The organism is Streptomyces sp. NBC_00075, assembly GCF_045041225.1.
GTDB classification, from domain to species: Bacteria; Actinomycetota; Actinomycetes; order Streptomycetales; family Streptomycetaceae; genus Streptomyces; species Streptomyces adonidis.
The window spans coordinates 5,925,410-5,944,511 of record NZ_CP108243.1 but is presented as its reverse complement, the minus strand read 5'-3'; the positions used below and the strand labels follow the sequence as shown (position 1 = coordinate 5,944,511).

Sequence of the window (19,102 nt, the reverse complement as noted above, 5' to 3'; positions counted from 1 at the left end):
TGCCGATCAGGCGGCCCGGACGTCGTTTCACCCAGGTGTAGACCACTGTGCAGCCCACGCTGTCCGATGGGCGACACTGGGGGACGACCCGTTAGCCGTGGCCGGATGTTGCGCCTAGCATCAGCCTGACCGAACCCGAAGGACTCCGAGGACCCCAAGTGCGATTTCGTCTGACCCCCAGGGAGACGAGCTTCTACGACATGTTCGCCGCGTCCGCGGACAACATCGTCACGGGCTCGCGACTCCTCATGGAACTGCTCGGGGCGGACGCCTCCGGCCGGGCCGAGATCGCAGAGCGTATGCGGGCCGCGGAACACGCCGGTGACGACGCCACACACGCGATCTTCCACCAGCTGAACTCCTCGTTCATCACACCGTTCGACCGCGAGGACATCTACGCGCTCGCATCGTCCCTCGACGACATCATGGACTTCATGGAGGAGGCCGTCGACCTGGTCGTCCTCTACAACGTGGAGGAACTGCCCAAGGGCGTCGAGCAGCAGATCGAGGTACTGGCGCGGGCGGCGGAGCTGACGGCGGAGGCCATGCCGAACCTCCGCACGATGGAGAACCTCACGGAGTACTGGATCGAGGTCAACCGCCTGGAGAACCAGGCCGACCAGATCCACAGAAAGCTTCTTGCACACCTGTTCAACGGCAAGTACGACGCGATCGAGGTGCTGAAGCTCAAGCAGATCGTGGATGTGCTGGAGGAGGCTGCAGACGCCTTCGAGCACGTGGCGAACACGGTGGAGACCATCGCGGTCAAGGAGTCCTGACCCTTACATGGACACCTTCGCACTGATCGTGACCATCGGGGTCGCGCTCGGATTCACGTACACGAACGGCTTCCACGACTCGGCGAACGCGATCGCGACGTCCGTGTCGACCCGTGCCCTGACACCCCGGGCGGCCCTGGCGATGGCCGCGGTGATGAACCTGGCCGGGGCGTTCCTGGGCAGCGGGGTCGCGAAGACGGTCAGCGAGGGTCTGATCGAGACGCCCGAGGGCTCCTCGGGCATGGCGATCCTCTTCGCCGCCCTGGTGGGCGCGATCACCTGGAACCTGATCACCTGGTACTTCGGCCTCCCGTCGTCCTCCTCCCACGCCCTGTTCGGCGGCATGGTGGGAGCGGCCCTGGCGGGCGGTACGAAGGTCTACTGGTCCGGAGTCCTGGACAAGGTAGTCATCCCGATGTTCGTCTCCCCACTGGTAGGCCTGCTGGCCGGCTACCTGGTGATGACGGCCATCATGTGGATCTTCCGCCGAGCGAACCCGTCGAAGGCGAAACGAGGCTTCCGCATCGCCCAGACGGTGTCTGCGGCGGGCATGGCCCTGGGCCACGGCCTCCAGGACGCCCAGAAGACGATGGGCATCGTGGTGATGGCCCTGGTCATCGCGGACGTCGAGGACTACGGCGACCCGATCCCGGTCTGGGTCAAGATCGCCTGCGCGGTGACCCTGTCCCTGGGCACGTACGCGGGCGGCTGGCGCATCATGCGCACCCTCGGCCGCAAGATCATCGAACTGGACCCACCCCAGGGCTTCGCAGCGGAAACCACAGGCGCGTCGATCATGTTCGCCACGGCCTACCTCTTCAAGGCCCCGGTCTCCACGACCCACGTCATCACCTCGGCGATCATGGGCGTGGGCGCGACGAAGCGGGTGAAGGCGGTGCGGTGGGGCATCGCCAAGAACATCGTCCTGGGCTGGTTCATCACGATGCCGGCAGCGGGGCTGGTGGCTGCGGCGGGGTACGGGGTCGTGTGGTTGGCGTTCCTGTAGCCGCGGACCTGGGGGCTGCGCCCCCAGACCCCCTCTACGGCCCTGAACGGGCCTGGTCCTCAAACGCCGGACGGGCTGGAGATGCTGGCCGGCGCTGAAAGAGCAAGCCCCGGCCGGCGTTCGAGGACAACCCCGCCCAGCCCACCCTTTTCCCCGCCCACCCCGCCGCACTTCAGCACGGGCCGGAGCATTCCAGCCCGTCCGGCGTTCGAGGACCAGGCCCGTTCAGCGCGACCTTCTTCCCACCCACCCAGCCCGCCCAGCGTTTGAAGACCAGACCGTCCAGCGCGACCTCCCCACCCACCCGACGACCACCACCACCCTCCAGCCCGCCCAGCATTCGAAGACCAGACCGTCCAGCGCGACCATCCCACCCACCCGACGACCACCACCCTCCAGCCCGCCCAGCATTCGAAGACCAGACCGTCCAGCGCGACCTCCCCACCCACCCGACGACCACCACCACCCTCCAGCCCGTCCGGCGATTGAGGACGAGGCCGTTCAGGCCGACAGCGGGGGTCTGGGGGCGCAGCCCCCAGAAGGATGGGACGGGTAGGGGCGGCGGGGGCGAGGAAAAACACGAACGGGCCCGCCCCGGAGGAATGCTCCAGGGGCGGGCCCTATTCGACCTCGCGGTGGCACCGCCATGCAGCACCGCGAGGGGTCTTGAAGCGAGCCGGCGAGCCGGCAAAGGCCTGCTCAGCCGAAGCGGCCCGAGATGTAGTCCTCGGTCGCCTGGACCGACGGGTTGGAGAAGATGCGCTCCGTGTCGTCTATCTCGATCAGCTTGCCGGGCTGCCCGACCGCCGCGAGGTTGAAGAACGCCGTCTTGTCCGACACACGCGCCGCCTGCTGCATGTTGTGCGTCACGATGACGATCGTGAACCGTTCCTTCAGCTCACCGATCAGGTCCTCGATCGCGAGCGTCGAGATCGGGTCGAGGGCCGAGCACGGCTCGTCCATGAGCAGGACCTTCGGTTCCACCGCGATGGCACGGGCGATGCACAGCCGCTGCTGCTGACCGCCCGACAGCCCCGAACCGGGCTTGTTCAGCCGGTCCTTGACCTCGTTCCAGAGGTTCGCGCCCTTCAGCGACTTCTCCACGACATCGCTCAGCTCGGACTTCTTGTACGAGCCGTTCAGCCGCAGCCCCGCCGCCACGTTGTCGAACACCGACATCGTCGGGAAGGGGTTCGGACGCTGGAAGACCATGCCGACCTCACGCCGTACCGACACCGGGTCGACCCCGGCGCCGTACAGGTTCTCGTCGTCGAGCATGACCTTGCCGTCGACCCGCCCGCCGGGCGTGACCTCGTGCATGCGGTTCAGGGTGCGCAGGAAGGTGGACTTGCCGCAGCCGGAGGGGCCGATGAAGGCCGTCACCGAGCGGGGCTCGACCGTCATCGAGATGTCCTCGATCGCGCGGAAGGATCCGTAGTAGGCGCTGAGGCCGCTTACGTCGATTCGCTTGGCCATGGATATCACTGCTTCTTTCGAGGTCAGCCGGCCGTCGAACCGGCTGGCTAGCTACAGGTCGCTGTCGTATGGCCGCGTCAGCGACCTGTCTTCGGTGCCTTCCAGCGGGCGATACCGCGTGCACCGAGGTTGAGGATCATCACGAAGGCGATCAGCGTCAGCGACGCCGCCCAGGCTCGGTCGTACGAAGCGTCCGTGCCACCGCTGTACTGCTGATAGATGTACAACGGAAGCGAGGCCTGCGCACCCTCGAAGGGGTTGTTGTTGATGAAAGGGTTGCCGAAGACCAGCAGCAGCACCGGCGCCGTCTCACCGGCGATACGGGCCACCGCCAGCATGATGCCGGTGGTGATACCGCCGATGGCGGTCGGCAGGACCACCTTCAGGATCGTGCGCCACTTCGGGATGCCGAGTGCCAGGGACGCCTCACGCAGCTCGTTCGGTACGAGCTTCAGCATCTCCTCGGTCGAACGGACGACCACCGGCATCATCAGGATGGCCAGGGCCAGCGAACCGGCGAAGCCGAACGGCTGCATCTCGAACTGCAGCATGATGCTGAGGATGAAGAGGCCCGCGACGATCGACGGGATGCCCGTCATGACGTCCACGAAGAACGTGACGGCCTTGGCGAGCTTGCCGCGCCCGTACTCCACCAGGTAGATCGCGGTGAGGACACCGATCGGCGCACCCATCAGCGTGGCCAGACCGACCTGCTCCAGGCTGCCGATGATGGCGTGGTAGATGCCACCGCCCGTCTCGGAGTCGCCGACCACGCCCATCGAGTGGGACAGGAAGTAGACGTCGAGGACCTTCACACCGCGGACGACGGTCGTCCAGACCAGGGAGACCAGCGGCACGACGGCGAGCAGGAAGGCGACCCAGACCAGCGAGGTCGCGATGCGGTCCTTGGCCTGACGCTTGCCCTCGACGATCGAGGCGATGACGTACGTACCGACGACGAAGAGGATCGCGGCGATCAGGCCCCACTGGATGCTGCTGTCCAGCCCGGCGGCGAAGCTGATGCCGACCCCGAGGGCGACGGACCCGGCGGCCAAGGCGTACGGGAACCACTTGGGGAGCCGGGCGCCCTGGAGGGAGCCGGTCGGCTTCTCGGCTACGACGGTGCTCATGCGTTGGCCCCCGAGTACTCGGCGCGGCGGGCGATGATCGCGCGGGCGGCGCCGTTGACCAGCAAGGTGATGACGAACAGGACGAGACCGGAGGCGATGAGCGCGTCACGGCCGAACTCGTTCGCCTCACCGAACTTGGCGGCGATGTTCTGGGCGAAGGTGCCGCCGCCCGGGTCGAGCAGGCTGGTCTCGATGAGGAAGCTCGGGGAGAGGACGGTGGCGACGGCCATCGTCTCGCCCAGCGCGCGACCGAGGCCGAGCATCGACGCGGAGATCACACCGGAGCGCCCGAAGGGCAGCACCGCCATGCGGACGACCTCCCAGCGCGTGGCGCCGAGGGCCAGCGCGGCCTCCTCGTTCATCCGGGGCGTCTGCTTGAAGACCTCACGGCTGACGTTGGTGATGACCGGCAGGATCATGATCGCGAGCAGGATGCCCACGGTCAGCATCGAGCGGGGCGCGCCCTCTTCCCAGGAGAAGATCCCGGTCCAGCCGAAGTAGTCGTTCAGCCAGCCGAAGAGCCCGTTCATGTTCGGTACGAGGATCAGGGCGCCCCACAGGCCGTACACGATGGACGGTACGGCGGCGAGCAGGTCGATCACGTACGCGATGGGACCGCTCAGCTTGCGCGGCGCGTAGTGCGTGAGGAACAGGGCGATGGCGACGGCCACCGGGACCGCGATGACCATGGCGATGATCGAGGAGACCACCGTGCCGAAGGCCAGGACGGCGATGCCGAACTTCGGCGGGTCGACGTTGGTGTTCCACTCGAAGGTGGTGAGGAAGTTGCCGTCGTCCTTGCTGATCGCGAGGGTCGCGCGATAGGTCAGGAAGATCGCGATCGCTGCCATGATCGCCAGCAGCAGGATGCCCGAGCCGCGGGAGAGACCGAGGAAGATCCGGTCACCGGGTCGGGTGGCGCCACGGGCCGCGCGCTTCTGCTCGACCGGGGTCGGCGGAGAGGCGGGGGGTGAGGTGTCTGAGTTCTTGGTGGTTATGTCCATCGGGTTCTCCGGTCTGCGGGGCCGCACCCGGGGATGCGGCTCCTGGCGGCGGTGCACCGGACGGTGTGGTCGGGACCCGCTCGGCAGCGGGTCCCGACCACACACTCAGGTCAGGCCAGGCTCTCCACGGTGGTGCGAACCTTGGCGATGATGTCGGCCGGGATCGGCGCGTAGTCGATACCGCTCAGGATGCCCTGGCCCTCTTCGCTGGTGATGTAGCGGAGGAAGGCCTTGGTGGCGGGCAGGGTGTCCGACTTGTTGCCCTTGTCGCAGACGATCTCGTACGTGACCAGGGTGATCGGGTACGCGCCGTCCGCCTTGGTCTTGTAGTCCAGCTTCAGCGAGTAGTCGTTGCCGGTGCCGACGACCTGGGCGGCCGCGATGGCCTTGGTGGCGCCGTCCGAGGAGGGCTTGACCGGGGCGCTGGCGCCCGTGTCGATGGCGACCGTGGACAGGTCCTTGGCGTACGACTGCTCCATGTAGCCGATCGCGCCCTCGGTCTGCTTGACCCCCGCCGCGATGCCGGCGGAACCGGAGGCCGCCTGGCCGCCCTCGGCCTGCCAGGCCTTGCCGCCCTCGTACTTCCAGTTCTCGGGGGTGGTGGCGATCAGGTACTTGGTGAGGTTGTCCGTGGTGCCGGAGTCCTCGGAGCGGTGGAAGGGCTGGATCTTGGTGCTCGGCAGCGTCGCGTCCGGGTTCAGCGCCTTGATGGCGGCGTCGTCCCAGGTCTTGATCTTGCTGTCGAAGATCTTGGCGAGGGTGGGCGCGTCCAGGACCAGGTTGTCGACACCCGGGAGGTTGTAGGCGAGCGCGATGGCGCCGCCGACGGCCGGGAGGTCGATCGCGGTGCCGCCGGTGCAGACCGACTTGGAGGCGGTGACCTCGTCGGGCTTCAGCGCGGAGTCGGAGCCGGCGAAGGCGACCGTGCCCTGCGTGAACGCGGTGACACCGGCGCCGGAGCCGCCGCCCTTGTAGTTGATCTGCACGCCGGAGCAGGTAGCCGTGAAGGCCTTGACCCAGGCGTCGATCGCGTTCTTCTGCGCGGAGGACCCGTCGGCGAGGAGCTGGCCCTTGGCGTCGTCGCACTTGATCGAGCTGTTGGCGGCGGTGGAGGCGCCGCCGCTGGCGTCCGTGCCCGTGCCGGTGTCGTCGGAGCCGCACGCCGTGAGGGCCAGGGCGCCGGAGACGGCGAGAGCACCGAGGGTGAGGGCCCGCCGGTTCATGCGCTGAAGCTTCACTTTCGGGTGTTCCTTCCAGGAGCCGCCGTCCTGAATTCCGGCGGCGTGCGAGGTAACGAAGAATGGGCGGCGCACTGGCGTCCAAGAGGCACACCGAGCACCGGGTAGGGCCGAAATTAGGCAGATCAGGTGAAGCCACCTACGGGCGCAGGTAAACGGAGGGTGAACCCCTGCGGTCGGTGCGGTGAGGTCACGGAATGCTCACGGGGAGAACACGTGTGGGTCCCGACCGGAGGAACATCCCCGACGAGCCGGCTCGTGCGGTACAAGCCACGAAGCCGGACGGAAACCTCACGGAACCCATCCTTCCACTTCCTCCCGTGAACACGTCCGATGATGGAACCCACGATCCATGGAACCCGTCTCGTTCGACGGGAGCCAACGCGGGCTCAAACGGAGGAACCGAGAACCCGAGGAGCACCATGCAGCGGCGTACGTTCATGGGAGGCGGCGTGGCCGCCCTGGCCGCGATGACGACGGCGTGCACGGGCGCGAAGGGAAACGCGGCCGCGGACTCGCAGGGGAACACGGGAGGCGGGACCCGCACGACTCCCCTCACCTCCACGAGCGCCTCGGCCCCCGCCAACTGGACGGCCCTCGGCCGCGACCTCGACGGCCCGCTCGTCCGCCCCGGTGACGCCTCCTGGGCGGCGGCCCGACAGCTCTACAACACCCGCTTCGACGGACTGAAACCAGCCGCGGTGGCGTACGTCTCCCACACGGACGACATCCGTACGGCACTGTCGTACGCCCGCGCCCACTCGGTCCCCGTCACGATCCGCAACGGCGGCCACTCGTACGCGGGTTGGTCCTCGGGCAACGGCCGCCTGATCATCGACGTGTCCGAACTGAACCGCGTCCGCGCGTCCGGCGGCGCAGCGGTAGTGGGAGCGGGCTCGAAACTGATCGACGTCTACCGCGCCCTGACGGCGAAGGGCGTCACGATCCCGGCGGGCTCGTGCCCGACGGTCGGGGTCTCGGGCCTGACGCTGGGCGGCGGCCACGGGGTGGTGTCGAGGGCGTACGGCCTGACCTGCGACAGCCTGACCCAGGCGACGCTGATCACGGCGGACGGCCGCGAACTGACGGCGAACGCGAGCGAGAACAAGGACCTGTTCTGGGCGTTGCGAGGCGCGGGCAACGGCAACTTCGGCGTGGTCACGGAACTGCACTTCCGCACCCACCCGGCACCGCAGGCGGTGTCTGCGTACATGTCCTGGCCGTGGCGGAAGGCGGCGGCGGTGATGAAGGCCTGGCAGGAGTGGGGCCCGACCCAGCCGGACGAGATCTGGTCGTCCCTGCACGTGGCGAACACGGCCGGCGGCACCCCGACGATCTCGGTCACGGCGTTCTCGCTGGGCGGCTACACGGACCTCCAGAACGCGGTGGACCGCCTGGCGGACAGAATCGGTTCTCCGGCCGCGAGCGTCTCCCTGAAGCGGCGCTCGTACGAGGAGTCGATGGAGGTGTACGCGGGCTGCTCGTCCTTCGCTACGGACGCCCAGTGCCACCTCCCGGGCTCGACACCTGGCCGCTCCCCGCAGGGCGCCCTCGGCCGGGAGACATACGCGGCCCGCTCGGACTTCTACGACCGCTCACTGTCCGCCACGGGCATCCAGACCCTCCTCACCCAGATGACCTCGGTGAGGGGCGGCTCGGGCAGCATCGCGTTCACGGCACTGGGCGGCGCGGTGAACCGGGTCTCCCCGACGGCGACGGCATTCGTCCACCGCCGCTCCAGGATGCTGGCCCAGTACATCGTGTCCTGGCGCGCGGGCACGACGGGCGGCACGGCCCAGTCCTGGCTGACGAAGGCCCACCAGTCGATGTCCCCGTACGCCTCGGGCGCCGCCTACCAGAACTACACGGACCCCACCCTGAAGAACTGGCGCAAGGCGTACTACGGGGACGCGGCGACCCGCCTGACAAAGCTCAAGCACCAGTACGACCCGGACCGCGTGTTCACGTATCCGCAGGCGCTGTAGGGGCCCTTTCCCACGCGTCACACGAGTCCGGCGACGCGCGGCACAGGCGTCCGGACGTTCAGGAGAAGGTGCGGACGACGTCCCGGACCCGCGCCACTGTGTCGCCGTACGCCCCGAAGTGGGCCAGCACACTGAGGTGTTCGCGCAGGTGCAGCAGCGGCATGCGGTCCCGCCAGCCGTCGGCCAGGGGGGAGAGTTCCTCGTACGCGCGGAAGAAACCGTCCGGCGGAGGGTCGCAGCAGTAGATCATGCTGAGGTCGGACTCGGCCCACATCCAGCACACCGCCGGGTCGATGAACACGGGTTCACCGGCCGGGTCCGCGACGATGTTGCCGCGCCAGAGGTCGCCGTGGTTGAGCACGCTCGGGGCCGCCGGGACGAGCCGTGGAAGGCGTTCGCAGATCCGCTCCAGGCCCGAGAGGTCGGCCGCGTCGAGGGCCTGGCGGACCTCGGGCTCGCGCAGGTAGCGCCGGATCCTGCGCTCGGCGAAGAACTCGTGCCCGTCGTCGGTCCAGCCGTTCTCCTGGGGCAGCAGGCCCAGCCGGCCGTCGGTGTCCCAGCCGAACCGGTCACCGCGCACCGCGTGCAGCGTGGCGAAGGTCCGGCCCGCCGCCTCCCAGAACCCGTCGGTGTCGGGCCGTGGTCGCAGCGCCTCCATGAGGACGTGGTGCGCGCTCACCTCGAACAGCCGGGGAATCCGGATGCCCGCCCGCTCCTGGAGCGCCCTGAGGCCCGCCGCCTCCAGCGGGAACAGGTCGGCCGGCGCGTCGAGGGACCCCTTGAGGACGTACGCCGTTCCGTCGTCGAGGGTCAGCCGCCAGACGTCGTTCACCGCGCCGCCGGAGAGCGGCTCGGCGTCGGCCACCCGCGGGACGACCTCGCTGGGCAGGCTCTTCCAGCGTGCGTTCACGGGGCCGGCCCTGACAGGGCGTCCCACAGGGTGCGGGCGGAGTGGAACATGGCGTACATGATCCTGTCGTCTGCGGAGTCCCGCTACGAGGTCGACCCGAAGTCCTGGGTCCAGTAGTAGCCCGGCTGCGCCAGGCCGATGCCGATCTCCTTGAAGCCGCAGTTCAGGATGTTGGCCTTGTGGCCGGCGCTGTTCATCCAGCCGTCCATGACGCTCTCGGGAGAGGTGTAACCGGCGGCGACGTTCTCGCCCGCCGACCTGAACGCGTATCCGACCCGGGAGAGCCGGTCGCTCATGGACGAACCGTCGGAACCGGTGTGCGACATGTTCTGGTGGTCGGCCATGTCCTGGCTGTGGTCCTGAGCGGCCTTGGTGAGCTTGGCGTTCTCGGTCAGCGGCGCACAACCCGCCTTCGCGCGTTCGGCGTTGACCAGAACCAGCACACGGTCCGTGGGACCGGACTGCGCACTGGCGGAGGCGGTGGGAGTACTGCTGGTGCTCGTGGCCGCCTCCGGAGTGCTCGACGGGGAGCTGGACTCGAGCGTGCCGGCGGTGGGCGTGGCAGTCGGGCTGTCGGCCGCCGAAGGCGACGCGCTCGGGGAGGCACTGGCGGGAGAGGCGCTCGGGGTGCCGGACGGAGTGGCGGAGGCGGGGGTGGCCGAGACGGAGGCCGACGCGGAGGCGGACGCGACAGGCGACCGGGAGGGCTTCGGGCGGGCCACCGGATCCGACGTGCCCCAACCCCACCAGGAGAACGAGACGACGCTCCAGTCGCCCAGCCCGTTGCCGCTCGCCTGGGCGGCCGAGGGAACGCCCACCGCTCCCACAGCCACCACGACAACTGCGGCACCGGCCATTTTCCGGCGCTTCGATTTCGGGTGCTTCGATTCCTGGCGTTTCGATTTCAGGCGGTGCTTGGTCATACCTGGCCTCATTCACTGGTCGCGAGCCCGGTCATTATGGGGATCGCCGAGCACACCGGGCAACGAACACACGCGCCGCCGCCCCCAGAACACAGGTCTGTGCGGATCCGGCCGTCTTCACACTCCCTTGAACACCCGCACACACTTGTGACCAGGCCGAAGACGCTCCCCCGCAGCCACACCCACCGGCCTGAAGGATCAGTGGAATTACCCCACCTGCGACAACAAGCACCCGATTGGCCTTCAAAAGAACATAATTACGGCCTTCGGCAATCAGCCGATCAACGTCATCACACACAATTCCGACGTGACGCACATCACTTCAATTCGAGGTGTACGGAATTACACCGCTCTCACGAGTTCCGAATCATCGGCCTCACGGCGGCAACCTGACAGCGACGGGCGGCAACTGTAGGAGGGGAAGTCCGTCACAACGATTGACCCCGGCCTCACGCGGCTCTACGTTACCCACGCCTCCCCGTTTTGAATCGATTCAACCATTCCGTGCAAGTCGCGAGTGAGGAGTCGTAATGATCAGCAGGAGGAACATTCTCGTGGCCGCGACCGCCACGGTCGTGGCGGCAACCGTCGACGGCGGACCCGCGACGGCCGCGACGGCGCCCGGCACCACGACCGCACCGGCGTCCGGACAGGCCCGCGTCCGCGTCACCGCCCCGACTGTGGAATACGTCCGCCACCCCCTCGGCCTGGACGCCCAACACCCCAGACTGAGCTGGCCGTTGACCTCAGAGAGGACCGGCGTACGGCAGAGCGCGTACCAGATCCGGGTGGCCACAAGCCCCCGACTCCTCTCCCACCCCGACGTCTGGGACAGCGGAAAGGTCACGTCCGCCGAGTCCGCCCTCGTGCCCTATGCAGGGCCGGCACTCACACCACGGACGCGCTACCACTGGTCCGTACGCGTCTGGGACACCGACGGACAGGTCTCCGGCTGGAGCACGCCCTCCTGGTGGGAGACCGGGCTCATGGACACCGGCCGGTGGACCGCCGACTGGATCTCCGCACCGGCGGACCTCACGGACGCGCCGTCCTTCGAGGGCGGTTCCTGGATCTGGTTCCCCGAGGGCGACCCGACCAACAGCGTCCCGGCGGCGACCCGTTGGTTCCGCGGCAGGGCCCAACTCCCCGACGGGATCACGTCGGCGACCCTCGCCATCACGGCCGACAACGTGTACGCCGTCTCCGTGAACGGCGTCGAGGTGGCCCACACGGACCTCGACACGGACCACGAGGACTGGCGCCGCCCGGCCGTGATCGACGTACTGGACCAGGTGCGGACCGGTGACAACGTTATCGCCGTCTCCGCCACCAACGCGACCGTGGGCCCGGCCGGACTCATCGCGGTCCTCGTCGTCCGTACCGCCGCCGGTGAGCAGAAGGTGTTCACCGACGGCTCCTGGAAGGCCACGAACCAGGAACCCCCTGCGGACTGGCGCGAGTTCGGCTTCGACGACGGCGGCTGGCCGACGGCCAGGGTGGCTGCCGCGTGGGGCGGCGGGCCGTGGGGAAGGGTCGTCCCGGTCTCGTACGCCGTCACCCAACTGCGGCACGAATTCCGCCTCCCGCGCCGAAAGGTGGCACGCGCGCGCCTGTACGCCACGGCACTCGGCCTGTACGAGGCCCATCTCAACGGCAGCAGGGTGGGCACCGACCAGCTCGCCCCCGGCTGGACGGACTACCGCACCCGCGTCCAGTACCAGACGTACGACGTCACCAAGCTCCTCCGCCCCGGCGCCAACGCCATCGGCGCCTACCTGGCACCCGGCTGGTACGCGGGCAACGTCGGCATGTTCGGTCCCGGCCAGTACGGCCGACACCCGTCCCTCCTCACCCAGTTGGAGGTGGAGTACAAGGACGGCACGACCGAACGCATCACCTCGGGCACCGACTGGCGGGCGACAGCAGGCCCGATCGTCGCCGCCGACCTCCTCAACGGCGAGACGTACGACGCCCGCAAGGAGACCCCCGGCTGGACCTCGCCCGGCTTCGACGACGGGAGTTGGCTCGGCGTACGCGATGCGGGGGACGTCGGCCCCGGCCTGATCGTCGCGCAGGTGGACGGCCCGGTACGCGTAGAACAAGAACTGACGCCAACAGACGTGACCCAACCCAAGCCCGGCGTCTATGTGTTCGACCTCGGCCAGAACATGGTCGGCTCGGTACGCCTGCGTGTGTCGGGCGGCGCGGGGACGACGGTCCGCCTCAGACACGCCGAGGTGCTCAACCCCGACGGCACCCTCTACACCGCGAACCTGCGAAGCGCGGCGGCGACGGACACGTACACCCTGAAAGGGCAGGGGAAGGAGGAGAGTTACGAACCCCGCTTCACCTTCCACGGCTTCCGCTACGTGGAGGTGACCGGTTTCCCTGGTACGCCCACCGCCAAGGCGGTCACCGGCCGGGTCATGCACACCTCGGCCCCCCTCACCCTCGACTTCGAGACCGACGTACCGATGCTCAACCAGCTGCACCACAACATCACTTGGGGCCAGCGCGGCAACTTCCTCTCCGTCCCGACGGACACCCCCGCGCGCGACGAGCGCCTCGGCTGGACGGGCGACATCAACGTCTTCGCGCCCACGGCCGCGTACACGATGGAGTCGGCCCGCTTCCTGTCCAAGTGGCTCGTCGACCTCCGGGACTCCCGGACCGCCGAGGGCGCGTTCACGGACGTGGCACCGGTGGTCGGCACCCTCGGCGACGGCACGGCAGGCTGGGGTGACGCGGGCGTCACGGTCCCCTGGGCCCTCTACCAGGCATACGGCGACCGCCAGATCCTGACGGACGCCTGGCCATCCATCAAGACCTGGCTGACGTACCTGGAAAGGAACAGCGACGGTCTGCTCCGCCCCGCACAGGGATACGGCGACTGGCTGAACGTCGACGACGAGACCCCCAAGGACGTCATCGCGACCGCGTACTTCGCACACAGCGCCGACCTGGCGGCCCGCACAGCAAGGGAGTTGGGCGAGGACGCCACCCCGTACAGCGACCTCTTCACCCGCATACGCACGGCCTTCCAGAACGCCTACGTCACGTCCGACGCCCGCATCAAGGGCGACACACAGACGGCGTACGTCCTGGCCCTGTCGATGGACCTACTGCCGGAGCCACTACGAACAACGGCGGCAGACCGACTGGTCGCCCTGCTCAAGGCAAAGGACTGGCACCTGTCGACGGGCTTCCTGGGCACTCCCCGCCTCCTACCCGTCCTCACGGACACGGGCCACACCGACATCGCCTACCGCCTGCTGGAGCAACGCTCCTTCCCCAGCTGGGGCTACCAGATCGACCGGGGCGCGACCACGATGTGGGAACGCTGGGACTCCATCCGCCCCGACGGCAGCTTCCAGACCCCGGACATGAACTCCTTCAACCACTACGCCTACGGCTCGGTCGGCGAATGGATGTACACGAACATCGCCGGCATCGCACCAGGCCGCCCGGGTTACCGCGAAATCATCATCCGCCCCCGCCCCGGCGGAACGGTAACCACCGCCCGAGCCACGTTCACCTCGCCCTACGGCCCCGTCTCCACCCACTGGCACCAACACCCCGACCACTTCACCCTGACGTGCAAGGTGCCCCCCAACACAACCGCCGAGGTATGGATCCCCACCTCCACCCACCCCCAAGGAACGTTCCTACGCCAGGAGGAGGGCTGCACGATCTACCGGGTGGGTTCGGGCACCCACCGCTTCACGACCTGATCAGACGGACAGCCGCACTGATCTTCAGCCCGTCCGGCGTTTGAGGACGAGGCCGTTCAGGCCGAAAGGGGGGTCTGGGGGCGCAGCCCCCAGGAACGGGATGGGACGGGTAGGGGCGGCGGGGGCGAAAAACCCGGCGGCTACGCCGCCAAATCCCGCTCCCCCGCCTCAGCCCGAGCCCCCGGCACCACAGCCCCCCGCCCCGCACCCGAACCAGCCCCAGACCCAGCCCCCCGAGCCCGAATCAACACCCCACCCCACCCAGACCCCTCAACAGCCCGGGTAACCGGAGTAAGCAAAGCCATAGCCACCGGCGACAACAACAACGCAACCGCAGTCCCCAGCGCGAACCCACCCACCACATCCGTCGGGTAATGCACCCCCATGTACACCCGACAGAACCCCTCCACCAACGCGATCCCTATCCCCACCAGCCCGAACCGCCGGTTCGCCACGAACAGCCCGACCCCCATGGCCATGGTGATCGTCGCGTGATCGCTCACGAACGAGTAGTCGGTCTTCCCGGAGACCAGAACCTCAAGCCCCTGATGGTCCAGGAAGGGACGGGGCCGCTCCACGAACCCCCGTATGGGGATGTTCACGAGCACGGCGATCGCCGCGGCAAGCGGCGCCCAGATCAACGCGGCGACAGACACAGCCGCGTCATCCCCACCCCGCCGCCGCACACCCCACCAGCACCACACCACCAGCACCACCATCACGGCCAGCAGCCCGTACTCCCCCACGACCTCGACCCCCCGGTCGAACCACCGAGGCGCGTCCTTGGCCAGGCCATTGATGTCATAGAGCAGGTCGACGTCGGGGTTCGACCCGGATTCGGCGAGTCCAGCCATGGTGCTGCGGCCCCTTCGTCGTCATCTCCAGAGCGCACTGGTTCGTGCGCCGTTCCTGCTCACCCCGTGACGTAGGAACCCCCGCCCCGCCGCCACCGCCTGACACGTGACATGACACGAGCAAGCAGGAGCGACCGCCGACAGCGAATCCACTACTGGAACAGGAACGCACGGTCTCCGTTAATACGTTCCACTCTCCACCGAATGATCACGCAGACGTTATCGAAGAGAGACAGATACACGCAGCTCAGGGGATGGTTTCACGCTGCGCTCACACCGCGGTGGGCAACGCTTTCGCGCCATCTTCGGTCACCCGGGTCGCCCCGAAGTAATCGGGGGTGTCGATCGGATCGAACCGAATGACCGCACCGGTCCGGGGGGCGTCAATCATGTAACCGCCACCCACATAAATCCCGACATGCCGGATCGCCCGCGAGTTGGTGAGGTCGTCGGAGAAGAACACGAGGTCGCCCGGCAGCAGCTCGTCCCGCGAGGGATGCGGACCGGCGTTGTACTGATCATTGGCGACCCGCGGAAGCTCGACGCCCACACTCTCGTACGCGGCCTGTGTGAGCCCGGAGCAGTCGAAGCGTCCGCCCTGCTCAGCGGTACCGGTGCCACCCCAGAGATAGGGCGTGCCGAGCTTCCCCTGGGCGTAGGTGATCGCGGCGGCGGCCTGCTCGGAGGGGTCGACACGCCCCACAGGGGCCGCAAAGCTGGCCTGTAGCGTGGTGATGGTCTTCACATAGTTCTGGGTCTCCGCATACGGCGGCACACCCCCGTATTTGATGACGGCGTACGCCCCCGCGTTGTAAGCGGCGAGCATGTTGTGCGTCGGGTCTCCGGGCGCGTCCTTCACGTACGAGGCGAGCTCGCAGTCGTACGACGCGGCCGACGGAATCGCGTCATTCGGATCCCACACATCCCGGTCGCCGTCACCGTCGCCGTCGATTCCGTGCGTGGCCCAGGTGCCGGGGATGAATTGCGCTATCCCTTCCGCCTTTGCCGGACTCTTCGCATTCGGATTGAATCCGCTCTCCTGGTACAGCTGTGCGGCGAGCAGCGCGGGATTGATGGCGGGGCACAGATTGCCCCACTTCTGCACGAGTGCCGAATACGCGGCCGGCACGGCCCCCTTGGCGAGCGCGACGCTCCCGCTGCCGACCCCGCCGGCGACGTTCCCGGCGACGAGGTAGACGCCCACGACGAGCAGCATCACGAAGCTGAGGGCGCCCCCGACGGCGACACTCGCCACGATCCATGCCTTACGCACCGTCAACCGCCCCTCACCGCCCGGGATTACGCCCACGTCAGTGTAGAGGCGCTACCCACTCATGTGGGTGATCATGACGATTCGCGCCGCCGATCAGGAGGAGCCGCCGAACCGGGCGGCCTCCCGATACAGAGCGGCAGCCGCACCCCCCAGCACAGCGCTGTAGGACACGTCATCGGTCGAGCCCCCCTGCTCGAACCCGCCAAGCACCCCCACCACCTCCCCCTCCCCGTCCACCCAGGGACTCCCGCTGGTCCCGTCGGTGAAGTCGGGACACTCGATGCGCTGCTGCGTAGAACTGTGCACGGTAGGCCGATTGGTACAGCTGACAGGTACGTCCAGCACATTGGGATACCCGGTGACGACGACATCACTGACCCCGGTGGCCCGCCCGGAGACAAAGGCATTCGCCCCGACCACGTCCTCCAGCTCCCGCCCGCCCTTGGAGGCATTCGGGGCGACAACGGCAAAGGCGAAGTCACTGTCCTCGTCGGACCGATCACTCCAGGCCCTCGGCACAAAGGTCTTGACCACCCGCCACACCCCGTACGGCGCCCGCCCGTCCCGATACCCCGGCACGAAGACGACGTCGGTGTCCCCGTCCCCACTCAGACAGTGCGCGGCGGTAAGAATCAGATCCCGCCCACCACTACGCACAACGGACGCGGTACAGAAATGCCCACCCTCCAGATCCCCGTTGAACAGGGCCCCGACGCGAGCACTACGCGGCGGAACCGCACGGGCCACGGCGGCAACACCGGGAGAACCGGAGGCGGCACTCCCGGGGGCGGCCCCGGAGACAGAGGTGACGGCGAGCAGCACACCAACGGAAAGCAGCGCGTACCGCCGGTTGCCAGGGGTCCGAGTGATCCGCTTCATCAGGGGCAACTCTGACGCGCGAAATCAAGAACGGGTACGGCTCCTCGCTGAGAATCTCGCGTGAAGCCGTAAAAAAGGGTCACCCCCCGGACCTGCGGGTCGACCGTGGAGCCGCGCCGTACACGGGAACACCCACGCCCCATACGCCCAGTGACCCCCTGTCAAAACCCCCACACCCACCCACGCACCACCCACGCCCTCCCTGTGAACCCCCTGTGCCCCCAGTCAAGCCACCCCCACCCCCCACCCATCACCCCGTAAGGGACCAGTAACCCCCCAACCCTCTTCAGTCACGCGGAAGTCAGGATTCCGCAACCCATCTTGTTGTCACGTACTCAACAAGCGAAGGTCATCGGCGGGCCGCCAACCCGCCGCCGGGGACACCGCACCGGCGGCAAGCACCACCCGCACTGCCCCTGACCACCCCCCTACCAGGAGGCTGTACGTTGCGTACGACACCCCCCAACAGTCAGTCCGCACAAGGCAGATACGGCAGACACGGCAGCTGGCGCCGCATAGGCACCGCAGCCGTCGCCACCGCCGCGCTCGCCCTCGCCGGACTCGGCACCGCGGCCCACGCCAGTGCGGCACCCGCACCCCAGAAGGTCACCGCCAAGACCATCGCCGCACAGGTCGCCAAGGCCCATGTGAGCTACACCAACCAGTGTGACGCGACCCCCGCCAAGGGCTTCGCCTCCTGCAACGCCCTCCGCGTCACCGGCGGCACCACCGCCTTCCAGGAGGAGCAGGCCGCCAAGAAGGGTCTGACGACCCCCGCGACCATCAAGCCGAACGCCGCCTCCGCCACCCCCACCGGCTACGGCCCCAGCGACCTCCAGGACGCCTACGGCCTGACCGACGCCTCCGCCTCCAACGGCTCCGGCGAGACCATCGCGATCGTCGACGCGTACGACGACCCGAACGCCGAGTCCGACCTCGCCGAGTACCGCTCGTACTACGGCCTCTCGGACTGCACCACCGACAACGGCTGCTTCACCAAGGTCAGCCAGACCGGCTCGACGACCTCGCTCCCCACCGCCGACAGCGGCTGGGCCGGTGAGATCTCCCTCGACCTCGACATGGCCAGCGCGATCTGCCCGAACTGCAACATCCTGCTGGTCGAGGCCAAGTCGTCCTCGATGGCCAACCTCGGTACGGCCGTGAACCGCGCGGTCACCCTGGGCGCGAAGTACGTCTCCAACAGCTACGGCGGCTCGGAGTCCTCCTCCGACACCACCTACGACACCTCGTACTTCAAGCACGCCGGCGTCGCCATCACGGTCAGCGCGGGCGACGAGGGCTACGGCGCCGAGTACCCGGCGGCCTCCCGCTACGTCACCTCCGTCGGCGGCACCAAGCTGTCCACCTCCTCCAACAGCCGCGGCTGGACCGAGAGCGTGTGGAAGACCAGCAGCACCGAGGGCACCGGCTCCGGCTGCTCCTCGTACGACGCGAAGCCGACCTGGCAGACCGACGCGACCTGCACCAAGCGCATGATCTCCGACGTCTCCGCCGTGGCCGACCCCGCGACCGGCGTCTCGGTCTACGACACCTACGGCGAGTCCGGCTGGGTCACCTACGGCGGCACCAGCGCCTCCTCCCCGATCATCGCGGGCGTCTACGCCCTCGCCGGCACCCCCGGCAGCAGCGACTACCCCGCCTCGTACCCCTACGCGGCGGCCGGCACCTCAGCCCTCAACGACGTCACGTCCGGCAACAACGGCACCTGCACCACGAGCTACTACTGCACCGCCAAGTCCGGCTACGACGGCCCGACCGGCTGGGGCACCCCGGAGGGCCTGGACGCCTTCACCGGCTGACCTGAACAACCAGATCCAGCCAATACACAAAACGCCACCGGAGGTCGTGGGGACCACCGGCGGGCACTGGGGAACGGGCCGCGGCTACCAGCCG

Annotated in this window: 14 protein-coding genes; 5 read left to right on the top strand and 9 right to left on the bottom strand. The window is 68.2% G+C overall.

The annotated features are described in order from the left end of the window. The first annotated feature begins 158 nt into the window (after window positions 1-158). On the top strand, window positions 159-779 hold the full coding sequence (locus tag OG787_RS25830; protein WP_235477082.1) for a DUF47 domain-containing protein: 621 nt from the start codon (window positions 159-161) through the stop codon (window positions 777-779). Between the two features lie 7 nt (window positions 780-786). Beyond that, window positions 787-1,785 carry an anion permease gene (locus OG787_RS25825; protein ID WP_369036129.1) on the top strand — a complete coding sequence of 333 codons (999 nt, stop codon included), beginning with the start codon at window positions 787-789 and terminating at the stop codon, window positions 1,783-1,785. Window positions 1,786-2,484: 699 nt separating this feature from the next. Here OG787_RS25825 and pstB read toward each other — a convergent pair. The 4 genes from pstB to pstS form a co-directional block, all read right to left on the bottom strand. Next, window positions 2,485-3,261, bottom strand: a complete 777-nt coding sequence (gene pstB, locus OG787_RS25820) for a phosphate ABC transporter ATP-binding protein PstB (RefSeq protein WP_369037416.1) — start codon at window positions 3,259-3,261, stop codon at window positions 2,485-2,487. A 77-nt stretch (window positions 3,262-3,338) separates the two neighbouring features. Next, window positions 3,339-4,391, bottom strand: coding sequence for a phosphate ABC transporter permease PstA (gene pstA, locus OG787_RS25815; protein ID WP_369037417.1), 1,053 nt, complete (start codon window positions 4,389-4,391; stop codon window positions 3,339-3,341). After that, window positions 4,388-5,395, bottom strand: coding sequence for a phosphate ABC transporter permease subunit PstC (pstC, locus tag OG787_RS25810; protein WP_369037418.1), 1,008 nt, complete (start codon window positions 5,393-5,395; stop codon window positions 4,388-4,390). Before pstC ends, pstA begins: the two co-directional genes overlap by 4 nt. A 110-nt stretch (window positions 5,396-5,505) precedes the next feature. Next, on the bottom strand, window positions 5,506-6,633 hold the full coding sequence (gene pstS, locus OG787_RS25805) for a phosphate ABC transporter substrate-binding protein PstS (RefSeq protein WP_405536511.1): 1,128 nt from the start codon (window positions 6,631-6,633) through the stop codon (window positions 5,506-5,508). A 422-nt stretch (window positions 6,634-7,055) separates the two neighbouring features. Here pstS and OG787_RS25800 point away from each other — a divergent pair, with 422 nt between their 5' ends. Further along, window positions 7,056-8,618, top strand: a complete 1,563-nt coding sequence (locus OG787_RS25800; protein ID WP_405536510.1) for an FAD-binding oxidoreductase — start codon at window positions 7,056-7,058, stop codon at window positions 8,616-8,618. 58 nt (window positions 8,619-8,676) lie between these two features. Here OG787_RS25800 and OG787_RS25795 read toward each other — a convergent pair whose 3' ends face one another. Next, window positions 8,677-9,528: a fructosamine kinase family protein gene (locus OG787_RS25795; RefSeq protein ID WP_369037421.1), complete on the bottom strand. Its 852-nt coding sequence runs from the start codon at window positions 9,526-9,528 to the stop codon at window positions 8,677-8,679. 83 nt (window positions 9,529-9,611) lie between these two features. Then, window positions 9,612-10,451: a CAP domain-containing protein gene (locus OG787_RS25790; RefSeq protein ID WP_369037422.1), complete on the bottom strand. Its 840-nt coding sequence runs from the start codon at window positions 10,449-10,451 to the stop codon at window positions 9,612-9,614. Window positions 10,452-10,981: 530 nt separating this feature from the next. Between OG787_RS25790 and OG787_RS25785 the strand changes: the two genes are divergently transcribed. Continuing rightward, window positions 10,982-14,182, top strand: a complete 3,201-nt coding sequence (locus OG787_RS25785) for an alpha-L-rhamnosidase (protein ID WP_405536509.1) — start codon at window positions 10,982-10,984, stop codon at window positions 14,180-14,182. Window positions 14,183-14,322: 140 nt separating this feature from the next. Here OG787_RS25785 and OG787_RS25780 read toward each other — a convergent pair whose 3' ends face one another. From OG787_RS25780 to OG787_RS25770, 3 genes are all read right to left on the bottom strand, one after another. Continuing rightward, complete coding sequence (locus tag OG787_RS25780; protein ID WP_369037424.1) at window positions 14,323-15,036, bottom strand: phosphatase PAP2 family protein; 714 nt, start codon at window positions 15,034-15,036, stop codon at window positions 14,323-14,325. A 271-nt stretch (window positions 15,037-15,307) separates the two neighbouring features. Then, window positions 15,308-16,315 carry an NlpC/P60 family protein gene (locus OG787_RS25775; protein ID WP_369037425.1) on the bottom strand — a complete coding sequence of 336 codons (1,008 nt, stop codon included), beginning with the start codon at window positions 16,313-16,315 and terminating at the stop codon, window positions 15,308-15,310. An 87-nt stretch (window positions 16,316-16,402) separates the two neighbouring features. Beyond that, complete coding sequence (locus OG787_RS25770) at window positions 16,403-17,188, bottom strand: trypsin-like serine peptidase (RefSeq protein ID WP_405536508.1); 786 nt, start codon at window positions 17,186-17,188, stop codon at window positions 16,403-16,405. Between the two features lie 446 nt (window positions 17,189-17,634). On the opposite strand from OG787_RS25770, the gene OG787_RS25765 reads away from it, so the two are divergent. Continuing rightward, window positions 17,635-19,008 (top strand): peptidase S8, encoded by a 1,374-nt coding sequence (locus OG787_RS25765; RefSeq protein WP_405536507.1) that lies wholly within the window; start codon window positions 17,635-17,637, stop codon window positions 19,006-19,008. The last annotated feature ends 94 nt before the right edge of the window (window positions 19,009-19,102 follow it).